Annotated in this window: 10 protein-coding genes; 1 reads left to right on the plus strand and 9 read right to left on the minus strand. The window is 39.1% G+C overall.

What is annotated here, in order from left to right; translation table 11 throughout:
• Position 1 precedes the first annotated feature (1 nt).
• Both ACE1ET_RS10485 and pheS read right to left on the minus strand, forming a co-directional pair.
• Positions 2 to 709, minus strand: a complete 708-nt coding sequence (locus ACE1ET_RS10485) for a Crp/Fnr family transcriptional regulator (RefSeq protein ID WP_375728352.1) — start codon at positions 707 to 709, stop codon at positions 2 to 4.
• A 49-nt stretch (positions 710 to 758) separates the two neighbouring features.
• The gene (pheS, locus tag ACE1ET_RS10490) at positions 759 to 1,778 is read right to left on the minus strand and encodes a phenylalanine--tRNA ligase subunit alpha (protein WP_375728353.1); all 1,020 of its coding nucleotides are present in this window, start codon (positions 1,776 to 1,778) and stop codon (positions 759 to 761) included.
• A 195-nt stretch (positions 1,779 to 1,973) separates the two neighbouring features.
• Here pheS and ACE1ET_RS10495 point away from each other — a divergent pair, with 195 nt between their 5' ends.
• A complete protein-coding gene (locus ACE1ET_RS10495; RefSeq protein ID WP_375728354.1) occupies positions 1,974 to 3,161 on the plus strand; it encodes a phosphoglycerate kinase in 1,188 nt (395 codons plus the stop codon).
• 47 nt (positions 3,162 to 3,208) lie between these two features.
• Here the strand turns inward: ACE1ET_RS10495 and mltG are convergent, their stop codons facing one another.
• The 7 genes from mltG to ACE1ET_RS10530 all read right to left on the minus strand — a co-directional run bounded on the left by mltG (position 3,209) and on the right by ACE1ET_RS10530 (position 14,513).
• On the minus strand, positions 3,209 to 4,243 hold the full coding sequence (mltG, locus tag ACE1ET_RS10500) for an endolytic transglycosylase MltG (protein WP_375728355.1): 1,035 nt from the start codon (positions 4,241 to 4,243) through the stop codon (positions 3,209 to 3,211).
• A 225-nt stretch (positions 4,244 to 4,468) separates the two neighbouring features.
• Positions 4,469 to 6,676 (minus strand): putative Ig domain-containing protein, encoded by a 2,208-nt coding sequence (locus tag ACE1ET_RS10505; protein WP_375728356.1) that lies wholly within the window; start codon positions 6,674 to 6,676, stop codon positions 4,469 to 4,471.
• Between the two features lie 81 nt (positions 6,677 to 6,757).
• Positions 6,758 to 9,481, minus strand: a complete 2,724-nt coding sequence (locus ACE1ET_RS10510; protein WP_375728357.1) for a glycoside hydrolase family 78 protein — start codon at positions 9,479 to 9,481, stop codon at positions 6,758 to 6,760.
• A gap of 180 nt (positions 9,482 to 9,661) precedes the next feature.
• Positions 9,662 to 10,804 (minus strand): lactonase family protein, encoded by a 1,143-nt coding sequence (locus ACE1ET_RS10515; RefSeq protein WP_375728358.1) that lies wholly within the window; start codon positions 10,802 to 10,804, stop codon positions 9,662 to 9,664.
• A 107-nt stretch (positions 10,805 to 10,911) separates the two neighbouring features.
• The gene (locus ACE1ET_RS10520; RefSeq protein WP_375728359.1) at positions 10,912 to 11,307 is read right to left on the minus strand and encodes a hypothetical protein; all 396 of its coding nucleotides are present in this window, start codon (positions 11,305 to 11,307) and stop codon (positions 10,912 to 10,914) included.
• Positions 11,308 to 11,369: 62 nt separating this feature from the next.
• The gene (locus ACE1ET_RS10525; protein ID WP_375728360.1) at positions 11,370 to 12,074 is read right to left on the minus strand and encodes a 16S rRNA (uracil(1498)-N(3))-methyltransferase; all 705 of its coding nucleotides are present in this window, start codon (positions 12,072 to 12,074) and stop codon (positions 11,370 to 11,372) included.
• Between the two features lie 3 nt (positions 12,075 to 12,077).
• A complete protein-coding gene (locus ACE1ET_RS10530; RefSeq protein WP_375728361.1) occupies positions 12,078 to 14,513 on the minus strand; it encodes a TonB-dependent receptor in 2,436 nt (811 codons plus the stop codon).

The raw sequence follows: 14,513 nt of genomic DNA on the forward strand, positions 1-14,513 counted from the left end.
TTTAATCGTAAACATTCCCTATTTTAATAAGTTTTGGAATGTTGATCAATTTAATCCGCCTTCCCTGGAGTTCAATCAGGTTGTCTGCTTTAAATTCAGATAAGAGTCTGATGACGGATTCTGTAGCAGTGCCGACCATGTTTGCCAGTTCTTCACGGGTTAGTGAAATATTGAGGTAGTTATCCTTGTCCAGATCAAATGAATCCATTAATAATAAAAGTACCTCGGCCAGTCTTTCACGAACTGTTTTTTGAGCAATATCGGTAATATATTTGTTGGATTCTCCCAATTCCTTACACGCCATACGCATAAGTGCCATTGAAAACTCAGAATTCTGCTTAAGCAATTCCAGCAAATGGACACCCTGGATATAAAGTAACTGCGCACTATCAATTATTTTAGCTGTAGTACATGCCAGTTCAGCATTAATAACAGAACGGAACCCGATGAGATCACCTTCCTTGGCAAATCGTATAATTTGTTCTTTCCCGTCAATACCAGTCTTAAATATTTTAACGATACCTTTCTCAACGAAATAACACCCGTTTATCCGATGGTCCTCTTCATAAAGGAGTTTTCCTCTTGGAAATACATGCGTCTCAATTTCAATATTCATTGATTCTATTTCACCCTCTGTAAGAGAATCAAAAATTGAATACTTTCTAAGATTTATACTTTTATCGATATCTTCACCTTGCACTTTACGCATAGTTCAAATTTATTACAGTTTAAGCCTTCCCGCAATATAGTAAAAACTATCAATATGTAGATTCAAATTGCTTAAGAAATCTTATGTCATTTTCGAAGTAAAGACGCAGGTCTTTTATTCCATATTTTAACATGGCAATTCTTTCAATTCCCATGCCTAAAGCAAATCCTGAATATTCTTTAGGATTGATGCCTGCACTTTCAAGCACATTGGGATCAACCATACCACAACCTAAGATCTCAAGCCATCCGGTATATTTACATACATTACAACCCTTACCGTGGCATAACGAACAGGAAACATCCATTTCAGCTGACGGTTCGGTGAAAGGGAAGAAAGACGGGCGCAGACGAATTTCAGTATCCGGTCCGAATAGTTCCTTGGCAAAATATAGCAAGGTCTGTTTAAGATCAGCAAACGAAACTTCCTTGTCGATATAAAGTGCTTCTATCTGATGAAATATACAGTGTGCACGGGCAGAGATTGCTTCGTTCCGGAATACGCGGCCGGGAGCAAGTATTCTGATTGGTGGCTTGCTGGTTTCGGTCACACGAACCTGAATGGATGATGTATGTGTTCGCAATAATACATCCGGATCCTTTTTAATAAAGAAAGTATCCTGCATATCACGCGCCGGATGTTCAGGTGGAAAGTTAAGCGCAGAAAAAACATGCCAGTCGTCCTCAATTTCCGGACCTTCTGCTATAGTGAACCCTAAGCGTTTAAAAATTTCAATGATCTCATTTTTAACAACAGATAAGGGATGCCTTGCACCGGTTGCTATCGGAGAGCCAGGCATGGTCAAATCCATTTCATTACTACTGTCAGAAGCTGATTCCATTTCTTCTTTAAGCTGATTGATCCTGTCGAGTGCTTTGGTTTTCAATTCGTTCAGGAGAAGACCTATTTCACGTTTCTGTTCATTTGGTACGGTCTTAAAATCATTAAATAGCTGCGATACCAACCCCTTTTTACTAATGTATTTAATTCGCAGTGCCTCAACTTCATCAAGGGAGGTAGCCTTTAAATTATTTATTTCTTCTCCTAACAGTTTTATCTTGTCAATCATGCTCAAAATTTTAATGCCCACAAAGGTAATAAATTGTTCTTTTTTACACGTTTTTAATCAAACTTTTATGGGGTGTAACCTGCATTGCACAATACCTTAAAAAATGTAAAAGTAAGGCCCCCGGATTAAAGACATTTTTCCATAATTTGCTATATTTGTGAGCCCTTTTTAGAGTTAAATTTTAAATTAAAATATATGTTAAACATTGATTCTTACAATTTTGCAGGTAAAAAGGCCATCGTTCGTGTGGATTTTAATGTGCCTCTTGACAAGGAAACTCTGGAAGTGACTGACGATACGCGTATTGTTGGTGCTCTGCCAACTATTAAAAAGATTCTTGCTGATGGAGGTTGTGCCGTTTTGATGTCCCATCTAGGTCGTCCGACAGATGGTCCGGAGGATAAATTCTCATTGCGCCATGTTGTTCCGACCTTATCCAAATTATTGGGTCAGGATGTGAAATTTGTTGATGACTGTATTGGAGAAAAGGTTCTTGAAGCCAAAGCAGCCTTAAAACCCGGTGAAGTTTTAGTACTTGAAAACCTGCGTTTTTACAAGGCAGAGCATAAAGATAAAGAAGCTATGCCTGAATTTGCCAAGAAACTTGCTGAAGGATGTGATGTTTACGTAAACGATGCATTCGGAACAGCGCACCGTGCACATGCTTCTACCGCCATTATCGCAAATTTTATGGCAGATAAAATGGCTGGTTACCTGCTTGAAAAAGAGATTAAGTTTTTAGGTGAAACTGTAGCAAAACCTGAAAGACCATTTGTAGCCATCGTTGGTGGTGCAAAGGTTTCAGGCAAACTTGAAGTTCTTCAGTCTTTTATTGAAAAAGTTGATACTATTCTGATAGGAGGTGGTATGGCATATACATTCTATAAGGCACAGGGCCATTCAATCGGAAATTCGCTGGTTGAGGAAGATCTTATAGGTACTGCTAAAGAAATTCTTGCCAAAGCAGAAGCTAAGGGTGTTAAATTTTTGCTGCCTGTTGATAACCTGGCTGCTGATAAATTTGATAATGCTGCTGATATTGAAGTTGTCGGCGTTGATATTCCAGAAGGAAGAATGGCACTGGATGTTGGTCCTGAAACTGTAAAACTGTACGCTGCGGAAATTGCAAAAGCAAAAACAGTGGTTTGGAATGGTCCTATGGGATGTTTTGAAATGCCAAATTTTGCTAACGGAACATTTGGCGTTTGCGAAGCTGTAGCTGATTCTTCTTCTGTATCAATTATTGGTGGTGGCGATTCTGTTGCTGCCGTTAACCAAAGTGGTTTAGCTGATAAGATGAGTCATATCTCAACTGGTGGTGGTGCTTCCCTTGAATTTCTGGAGGGTAAAGAATTACCGGGAATTAAAGCTGTAACTGAATAATAGAAAAATTATAAATAGAAAGAGCCGGGTCATAAGATCCGGCTTTTTTATTTGTAAATCCGCATGCTGTTCAATTTCTTCTGATATTCTCTGGCGTATTTTTTATGCTCTGAAAAGGTTTCCGAAAAATGATGTTCTCCTGAAAAATCAGCTTTGGCACACATATAGAGGTATTTGTGTTTTTTATAATTTAATACCGCATCAATGGCTGTTTTTGTTGGAATTCTGATGGGGCCGGGAGGAAGACCTTTAAACTTGTAAGTGTTATAAGGCGAATCAATTTCTTTGTCCTCATTAATAACCCTTTGTTTTTCAAAGTCATTCAGGGCAAATTTCAACGTTGGATCAGCCTGTAATAGATAACCTCTCTTTAGACGGTTTATATAAAGACCCGCAATAATGGGCTGTTCTTTTGAAAAATTACTTTCTTCATTTACGATTGAGGCTAATGTAATGACCTGCTCAGGAGTCATGCCAAGCGCTTTGGCTTTATTTAAACGGTCCTGAGTCCAGAACTTGTTATATTCATACACCATACGTTCGTACAGGTCCTTTGGGCTGATAGTCCAGTACACCTCATAACTGTCAGGAAGGAAAGGACAGACAGCTGTAAATGTATTGAAGCCCTGCGATGCTAGAAAACTGGTGTTGTTCAAAATATTCAGGATTTCAACTGAATCTGCCAGTAATTGCTTTCCCAGATTTCCTGAAAGATCATTTTTTGTTCTGATGTTATTGAACGTAAGGGTTATAGGATTCTGGTTTCCGGATCGAAAAATACTAATTAATTGATTGTTAGACATGCCTTCTTTAATGATGTATTTCCCTGGTTTTACGTAACCTGAAAAACGTTTAAGTTTTGCAGTTAAAAGGATGGTCTTTTTGTGATTAATAATTTTGCCGAGCGGTAAAGAATCATTTAATAAACTGTCAAGCGTTACATTTTCGCCAACATATAATTCAGTAAATCCGGTTTTAGTCTCCTTAATATTTGAACCTAATACAGCTGTGTACAGAATTATGGCAAGCGGAATTATAAAGATTAAGATTATTATTGACAGATACTTAATTGTTTTCTTCATACAAATGTCTTTATGATAAACCGGTTTTAAAATTAAAACTTAACAAATAACGGTTTTAACCACGAATTAATATAACCGATTATTTTTTTAGTGATTTATCTACAGAAAACAATAATACAAAATCTAAAGTTCTTGGTTTAGTTTTAATGATAAAAAATGTCTGAGATATTAGGGTGTTATTTGTAATTGTCATTAAATCAGAGTGGTATGTGTAATTTGATTTCGTTAGTCCTGTTGTCTGATAATATATAATTTAACACCGTGAGGAGCTACAGATATGATCTTATCGGAATTCAGTTCACCTTCATCCTGTTGTTTCCAGGCATCTCGTAAAATACTGGATTCTTTCAAACCTAATATTCCAGGATTAATGGTTATACGAGCAGTACTCCCACCGAGGTTAAAGATACCTACAGCAAATCTGCCACCTTTAAGTTCAGCTTTATACATCTGAATATTATCTTTATTGTAGATTCTTTCAGCTTGTTTCCCCAGCGGGTCCTGGTTGATGGATAAAACTTCGTTATTACATAACAGATTTAACGTGAAATCATCGAGGCTGGTCAGATCACAACCAATCAGTAAAGGAGATTTGAGTAAACACCACAGACTGATATGTGTATATTGTTCATCCGGTGTAAGCCGGTTATTTCTTACGTTTCCCCATCCCAGTTTTCCAACCACCAGCATATCCGGATCATTCCAGTTTCCGGGTTTAGCGTACGGCGCTTTGTCAAACTGGCTAAAGCCAATTCCGGACATACTTTCCCAGGTATCTTCAATATCGCCTGTTGTGCGCCATAAATTTCCTCCAACCGAACCGCCCCATTTCCATACATCACCCATACCATACTGGCAAAGACTAAAGACCACGTCTCTGGGTTGATTTGATAGTATTTTTGAAAGGAGCTTATATGGTTTTTTCATTTCGTCCAGTGTAGGATTTGGATAGATCGTATAATAGCCACACCAATCGTATTTTATATAGTCAAACCCCCAGTTTACCCAGGTTTCAACATCCTGTTGTTCGTGTTCATAACTACCAAGGTAACCTCCGCAGGTTGTTGGTCCAGGACTTGAATATAACCCAATTTTCAAGCCGTTTTTATGAACATAATCTGCAAGCGCTTGCATATCAGAAAATTTCTCATTTGTGTGAATGTGCCCGTATTGATCCCTTTCCGGTGCTTCCCAGCCGTCATCAATATTGATATATGTCCACCCGTATTCTGAAAGTCCGGTTTTAATAAATGCATCTGCAGCATTCTTCACTTTTTGTTCATCTAAGCTTAATCCCCAGCAATTCCAGCTGTTCCATCCCATTGGGGGCGTCAGAGCTATAGTGTCACCAACTTTAATACACAAATCTTTGACATCTTTTCCATAGGAATTTTGTGCTGTCAGTTTAACCTGATATTCACCCGGTTTTATTATTTTTCCTGTTATAATTCCCGTATTTTTATTCAGATCCAGCCCTTTTGGAAGTTTTTTTGCAGAAAACGTAACAGGTTTTTTCCCGGTTGCAGGAATTTTATAAAGAAACGGATTCCCGGGTCTTACACCTGTAATGTCCGGTCCGTTAATTACCGGACTTAACGGTGCTTCAGGTGTCAGGATATAAGGAATATCCTCAAATGCTGAAGTTGAAACCTGCGATATTTCTTCAGTGAATTGGTAATTAACTCTGCAGGGGCCATTCATTTCTCGATTGAAATCAAGAGTGTATTGTATTGAACCAGAGGAAGGCAGTGAGACTTGCTTGTCAGTTTTATAAATTATATTTTCTTCAAAAAGATCTTTTACAGTTATATATAATGTTCCGCTGACAGGATTTTTTGATGATGAATGGATATCGATACTTCTGTTTACATTTCCGGTGGCATCAATATAAAAACCGCCTTGGGAATTATCAATGGTGATAAAATCTACAGGTGAGGAAGGGAAAATAGAAGGTTTTCCTTTATACATTCCACCACCACCACCTGTATCCAATACTTTTACTACTATGGTATTCAGTTGATCCCATTTTATTAGGGTATCATTTTTATCAACGAAATATTTACGTTCGTTTCGCCAGTCAGATTGTGATCCGATTAATTTCCCGTTGAGAAAAACAGAGTCCCTGTCATCAATTGCACCCAGATAAAACCACAGTCCTTCACTGTTTTTTATTTTCCCTAATATGGATGGAATGACAATTGTTGAACGGTAGCACCCCATGCCATCGTATGACTGATACCCCTGGACATCCCATGATTTATTGACATCAATTGCAGACCATTCAGAATCATCAAAATCAGGATTTTGCCAGGTTTGATGATTCCCTGTTTTAAATTTCCAAATGGAAAAATCTGTCGTTTTATTCTGTGAATAAGAATTGCTGGTTATCCATAAAAATATTAACAGAAGCCGATACAGAAAGGACTTTCTCATTTTTAAATCAATTAAAAGTAGTTTAGCCAAATAAAAGCCGAATTAGCAAATCTCTCACATCTGATACGGCTAACTTTTCACTTAATATTTTAAGGTATAAATTCCTGAACCAAGCGTCAGTTTTAAGCCATTGGCATTATTTTCTGCCTTATAATGCTGTGTTTTATTCGCAGGTTTGTCATTTATCATCAGTTTTTTTATATCTGCATTGGGCAGAATTACGGTTGCCATGGTATTGGCTGGTATTTCAACCTCATAAACAAATGTTTTACCCTCAACTTTCCAGTCGGACCGTATCAAACCGTACATTGAATTAAAAGATGCATTCGCATAGGTCAGGCCGCCACCAACATGGGGAGACAGAAAGAAGTGTTTATATCCCGGTTGATCCGGATCAAGTCGGATGCCGGCAACGTATGTATAAAGCCATTCCCCTATTGCACCATAAGCATAATGGTTAAAGCTGTTCATGCCAACATCCTGGAATGAACCATCAGGCTTTTGTCCGTCCCAACGTTCCCATATAGTAGTTGCTCCCTGGGTAACCGGGTATAGCCACGAAGGATAATCCTTACGCATAAGCAACATAAATGCCAGGTCGTCTCTGCCGGTTGAGGATAAAGAACTGCACAGCAGTGGAGTCCCCACGAATCCTGTCGTCAGGTGTCCGAATTTCTTTACATCTTCAGCCAGATATTTAGCCGCATTATCCTTTAGGTTGTCAGGTAACAAATTAAAAGACAAGACCAGGGCGTAAGCTGTTTGTGTATGCGAAACCAGCCTTCCGTTGGGAGTAATAAATTCAGCATTAAACGCCTGTTTTATCTGATTCGACAATTGCGCATATTTCTTTTCATCTTCTGTATTCCCAAGTATTCCGGCAATTTTACTAAGTAAATGACTGGAGTAACAAAAATAAGCTGTGGCAATTAAATCTTTTTCAGTCGTTGCTCCGGGATAGTCGGACCAGGTAGTGGCAAAAGCCAACCAGTCCCCGAAATGATAATCACCTGTCCATATAAGATCATTGCCAGCACGACCTTTCATATATTCCACCCAGCCTTTCATGCTATTGTACTGTTCTTTAAGTATTCGGGTATCACCATACACGCGGTAAACAGTCCAAGGAATAATGATAGAAGCATCTGCCCAAGCGGTAGCTCCACCGCCACCATTCAATACGTCCGGAATTACATGAGGAACTTTACCATCCGGCAACTGATCTGCTGCCAGATCTTTCATCCACTTGGTGTAAAAACCTGCAACGTTGAAATTATATGCAGCAGTCATACTGAAAACCTGGGCATCGCCTGTCCAGCCTAACCGTTCATCACGTTGCGGACAGTCTGTGGGGATATCCAGAAAGTTGCCCTTCTGACCCCATTGAATATTGTGCTGCAACTGATTAATTAATGGATCGGAACACGAAAATGATCCGGTGGGTTCCATATCCGAATGGATCACAATTCCTGTTATTGCGTCCAGATGAGGAGTTCCGGGATAACCCTCCAGTTGAACAAAACGAAAGCCATGAAACGTAAAATGAGGTTCGTATATTTCTTCTCCATTTCCTTTCAGAATATAATTGTCAGTAGCTTTTGCATTCCTGAGATTTGCAGTATAAAAGTTTCCTTCTTTATCTAAAACTTCTGCAAATTTCAGAGTTACTTTATCTCCTTTATTTCCCTGAACTTTTAAACGAACCCATCCTACCATGTTTTGCCCAAGATCGAAGACTGTTTCACCATTTGGTGTCTGAAAAACGCGCAAAGGTTTAATCTCCTTTGTGTCTCGAACCGGAACACCCTGTGGGGCAATCAGATCATCCTTTGTGTAAGTTTCAACCGATACATTTTGCCACGATGCATCAATTAAATTAGTGTCGTCCCAACCTGGTTGTTCAAGTCTGGCATCGTATGTTTCGCCATTGTAAATATCAGAAAACAGAATAGGACCGGTACTCCATTTCCAGTTATTATCAGTTACAATGGTTTCTTTGGTCCCATCAGTGTAGGTTACGACCAGTTGTGCCAGCAAAGCCAGTTTATCACCATAGTAATTCTGCTGGTTATTAAAACCAATATATCCTCGGTACCAGCCGTCTCCTAAAATCGCACCAATTGTATTTTCAGCTTTTATCATGTTCGTTACATCGTAAGTCTGGTACTGAATCCGGTTGTTATAGCTGGTCCAACCTGGTGTGAACAGGTCCTTGCTTACCTTTTCGCCATTAATAAAAAGCTGGTACAATCCTCTGGATGTCACATAAACTCTTGCAGATGCAATTTTTTTATCACTGCTAAAATCCTTTCTAAAATACTGGCATGGTTTTGAACCTTTCACTGTCGGTTCAGAAGATACACTTATCCAGTTTGCTTTCCACGATTCAGGTTCAAGAACCCCCATTTCCCATGAGGCTAAATCGCTCCATTTTGTTGCTTTGTCGTTCTGATCCCAGATTCTAACCTTCCAGTTAACATGCTGACCGGTTTGTAGGGGTTCGCCAGTATAAACTATATTTACGGATTGTGATCCGGGTACCTTGCCAGTTGACCAAACTAAGTATTCATCACTATCGTTTGCAGATCCGGAAAAAGCTTTTATCTCGTAAGCCATCTGACTGACATTGTTTTCCGTAGTATTTATTTGCCAGCTCAGTCTTGGTTGCACTGTTCCAATTCCAATCGGATTGGTTTTATATTCGCAAACAAGCTTGTTAACATTTGTTTTGGATGAAACCATGATTGGAAAAGCAAATAATATAAGCAGTGAGGAAATGATAAATCTGGATTTTAAAGATTGCATTGAATATCGTTTTAAGGTTAGTCGTTTTATTTCAAAAATTCCCTTGCTTTTTCATATAATTACCGCAAGAGTGTATTTAATACTCATTTGGAAATTTATGTGTTTTTAAATTCAAGGCTTATACATTTATATTTTTTAGTTAAACATCTCTATTTCGTTTAACGACAAGAATTCCGGATTTTATTTTCCGTAGGTTCTCATTTTTAAACTGGAAGGATGAAAAATTTTCAACTCTATATTTGTTTTCGTAAGTTTACCGCTTGTTGCGTCCCTTTTCAGCACTACAACATTATCGCTGAACTGGTTTGCAACAATCACGTAATTACCGTCCGGAGAAAGCACAAAACTACGGGGGTGATTTCCAAATACAGGATAAACTTCTATTCGCTCGAGGGTCCCGTTTTCAGGATTAATGCTAAAAACAGAAATAGTATTTTCATCTGTACGATTGGATGCATACAGAAATTTTCCGTCGGGTGAGATATGAATGTCGGCTGATGCGTATTTTCCTGAATTGCTGTTGTAAGATTTATAACTGTCAATTGTTTCCAGTGATCCGTCCTTATAATTATAAGCTGTAACTGAACCGCTTAGTTCATCAACACAATAACCAAATTTTCCGTTAGGATGAAAGGTAAAGTGTCTCGGACCGTCACCAGGAGTCACTTTAATGTCAGGATGATCCGGGTCTTTTATCACTGTTCCTTTTTCGAGTTTCAGAACCCGAATCTGATCTGTTCCCAAATCCGGCGAGAAAACATATTTATTGTCCGGAGTAAAGATAGAGGAGTGGATGTGCGCTGCGTCCTGTCTGCCCTTTACGATGCTGCTGCCGGAATACCTGTAAATAGCTGTTGCCTGATCAAGGCTTCCGTCTGTATTACATCTGTAAAAACTAACCGAAGGGTCTGTGTAATTTGAGTTAACAACATACTTATTGTCAGCACTTACAATAACATGAACAGGATTTCTTCCTCCGGCATCCTGTTTATTGATGAAAATTAGTTTTCCGTGAACAGAATCTATACTATAAGCTGAAACAGCACCGTGTTTATCCAGCTGACTTTCGTTACTTGCGTATAAATATTTGCCATTTGGAGATAAAGTCAGAAAGGAAGGATTTACAACATGGCTTACCCTGCCGGATTCAGTGAGTTCACCCGTAGAAGGATTGAATTTGTAAACGTAGATGCCATCAGCTGGAGAACCATTTGTATAGGAACCAATAAAGAGGTAAGTAATGCTTTTGTTTTGCTGGGCATAGCCTAAAGTTAAGAATCCAGTAAAAAGTAAGGAAATGTATAATAAAATTACCCGATACATATTGTATAAATCTGAAGATGTAAATTAGATTAATAAAAATACAGTTTCAGAGGGTAATCTGCAAGAATAAATTCAATATAAGTGTTTTAGTAAAACAGTTTAACTATCTAAAGATTCCAGTCAGGAAGATTTCCATGTACATCTGAATATTTTCTTACAAGTAAATCTGCAATTTTTTCAGGTTCATCGTTTGTAGTTTCGTACCAGTGAAAATTCAAGCCTTCTGCATCGCTTTTAATCAGATTCATGTAAAAAAATATTTTACCGGGAACTCCGTCGTAATCCTCTGCATGAACGATCTTCTCGAATAATCCGGGCTTACAAGAAGCAGATGACATTTTGTTGGATGACCCAATATAGACCAGCCTGGAGTTTTCCTCATTTAATTCATAAATCAGGAAAATACCACAACTTTCTTTCGGTGCATTACACACTTCTTCCAGCAAATCGCATGGACGAAAGATAAACTGATCGGATGGATATTGACTGAGCTCTTCAAACATTTTAAAATTTGTTCTTATCTTTTTGAACCTTATGAAACTAAGATAAAAGTTATCCTGGAGATTTACAAAAAGTATTCATAAACAGAATGACAGGCCACAACGGCAGCTGTTTCTGTTCTGAGGCGACTGTTTCCAAGTGAAAGAGGGGAGAAGCCGGATTTTATGGCCTGTTCTACTTCTTCCGGTGAAAAATCACCTTCAGGGCCAATCAGGATGGTAATGGTGTTTCCCCCGGCCGGGATGAGAGTTTTGATGATTTCTCGTTCTGTATCGTAACAATGGGCAACCATCAGGTTTTCTGATGGATTGGCTTGTGAAATGAATTCCTGAAATGACCTCATTTCATTCTGCTTAGGGAGGTACGATTTTAGCGATTGTTTCATGGCAGAAACCAGGATACGTTCAATGCGGTCTGGCTTAATTATTTTACGTTCCGAATGTTCGCACAGCAAAGGTGTAATTTCATCAATACCAATTTCTGTCGCTTTTTCAAGGAACCACTCAAAGCGGTCGATGTTTTTTGTTGGTGCAACGGCCATGTGAAGGCGATACGGTCTTTTTTGTTGATCTTTAAGTGTTCCGGTAATGTCGACTCCACAGGCATTGGCATTGGCAAAAACGATTTTAGCCTCAAAAAATCCACCGTTTCCATCCACCACCTGAATAGGGGCTCCTTCACGCAGGCGTAATACTTTAACGGCATGGTGCGACTCCTGAGGTGACAGGATCTTTGTCGTTAAAATATCCGGTGTGAAAAACAAATGCATGCGTCAGAATTTTGCCGTGATACTGAAATTAAACCTGCGGCCTGTCAGATAATTCGGAACCGCATAAATGTTTCCATAATTATCAGGTACCCAATAATAAGAATTTACATTGTTAATATCAAACATGTTAAATACATCCAGACCCAGCCATAATTCCTTAAAATGGCGCAGGAAGTTCTTTTGGTTTTCTCCAACTATTAACCTGGAGGCTCCCATATCAACCCTCGTATAGGGTGAAGAACGATATCCCATCTGATATTTCTGCCCGTTGGGAGGGCCAAAAGGAAGAGGGGCAGCATAAACGCCTTTCAGGTGAACCTTGTAATTTGGATTTCCCGGAAAATAATCCTGAAAAAATATCGATAAGTTATAAGCCTGGTCCGTAGGACGAGGAATATATCCGGGATAAATTGTACCTATTTTAAAACCATCGTCATCATATAATGGATGTGAATCGTTCAGCAGGTCTTCTTCTGTTCTTAGCAGCGACAGGCTGATCCATGAATCCACGCCCGGAACAAATTCACCAAAGATTCTGAAATCCAGTCCGGCAGCGTAGCCAACCGCTAAATTTTCGCCATAATACCTGATTTGAACATTTTTAATATCATAAGGTATCAGGTTCGACATGTTTTTGTAGTAGGCTTCCACGGACAGCTTGAATGGTCTTTCCCATTTCCGGAAATAGTAATCCATGCCAAGCACATAATGAACGGATTTCTGTGATTTAATATGGGTGTTGATTTCTCCTGTTCTACTTCTGATCTCTTTGTAGAACGGTGCCTGATAGTAAATACCTGTGGCACCTTTAAAGGCAAATTTTCGTTTCCATTTTGGGGTATATAACACAGAGAATCTGGGACTGAATAAGGTTTCACTATTAAAACTCCAGTAGCTTAAACGGGTGCCGCCGGTTAGGATCAAACCGATATCAGAAAAGTTATAGCTGTCCTGTAAATATAGATTAACCCTGTTACTTGATATTGAATTGATGGTATTGTAATGGTTGTAAAGAACTATATCCTGTTCGCTGTAAGGCCATGAATAGCCGGCTGAGTCGCGCATTTCCCACTCATTGATTTTGTCAGTGATCATCTCTTTTTGAACCGTGGCTCCCCATTGTAGCGTGTGATTTTGTAACGCGTGTGTTCCACGCAAGGAAACTGAAGCCACTGAGGCAATAAGATGATTTCTGGTATGTTCCAGTGATCCTCCGACACCTATGTTTTCAATACTGTCGCCGTAGTTTTCAGACCCCATTTGATTATCAAGTTCATTCAACCAGTATTCCGACAGAATATCATTTGCTTCATCTTCAACCGTGCTGTAGTATGATCCGGTAAGTTTTACCATGTTATTATCATTGACACGGTATGAAAGACTGGCTGCTCCGGTTCCGGCCATGAATACATCGTTTTCCCAGCCATCGAAATACACCATTAATGATCGGGCAATGTTGTATGTTCCAAATTTAGTTTCCCTGTTTCGGGGCCTGAACTCATATCTGTTTTTGCTGATATTTCCCAGAATAGAAAGTTCAATTCTGTTGGTCAGCATGTAAGTCATATAGGTTTGATAATCCAGAAAACTTGGATTATATTCTGCTTTTGTATCCAGACTACCCAGAAGGTAAGCAGATGTTTTATAGCGAATGCCGTGCATCTGGGTGAACCTGCCATTCTTTGTGGCATGTTGCACAAATATACTGGCTCCAAGAAGACTGGCGGAGAGAGATGCTTTGTTACCTGTCGGTTTTCTGTATTTGATATCCAGAACGGAAGACATTTTGTCTCCGTATTTGGCATCAAAACCACCGGATGAAAACGATATGGAAGAGACCATGTCCGAATTAATGAAACTTAAGCCTTCCTGTTGTCCCGAACGGATCAGCAAGGGACGGTAAATTTCTATATCATTCACATAAATCAGGTTTTCATCAAAATTACCTCCGCGTACAGAATACTGGGAACTTAATTCATTGTTGTTGAAAACACCTGGCAGGGTCATAATCAGTTCTTCAACTTTATTACCGGAAGCACTAGGAATATTTTCCGCATATTTGGAATCAATGCGTTGCATGGTGGCCGATTGGGTTTGCTGATAAGATACGGAAACTTCGTCCATGGTTGTAACAGCATCAGGCATGACGATATCCAGTTTATAATTGGTGCTGTCTGGATAAATGACTTTTTCAATTTTTTCACTTCCCATACGTGAGAATATAATGGTAACGGAATCTCTTTTTGGGAAAGAAATTTCATAATTTCCGTTTGAGTCGGTCGTTGTACCTTTTAGTGTGAATTTTTGCTGGATACTTACAAGTTCCAGAGGGTTGCCTGAAGCATCGGTAACTTTACCGTAAATGACATACCGTGTCTGGGCATTCAACGGAAGCAAACAGAGCAAAATGAGTGGTATTATCAGGAATAGTCTACGCAT

The organism is Quyinboa mangrovi, assembly GCF_042219825.1.
Lineage (GTDB): Bacteria > Bacteroidota > Bacteroidia > Bacteroidales > UBA5342 > JBHJHP01.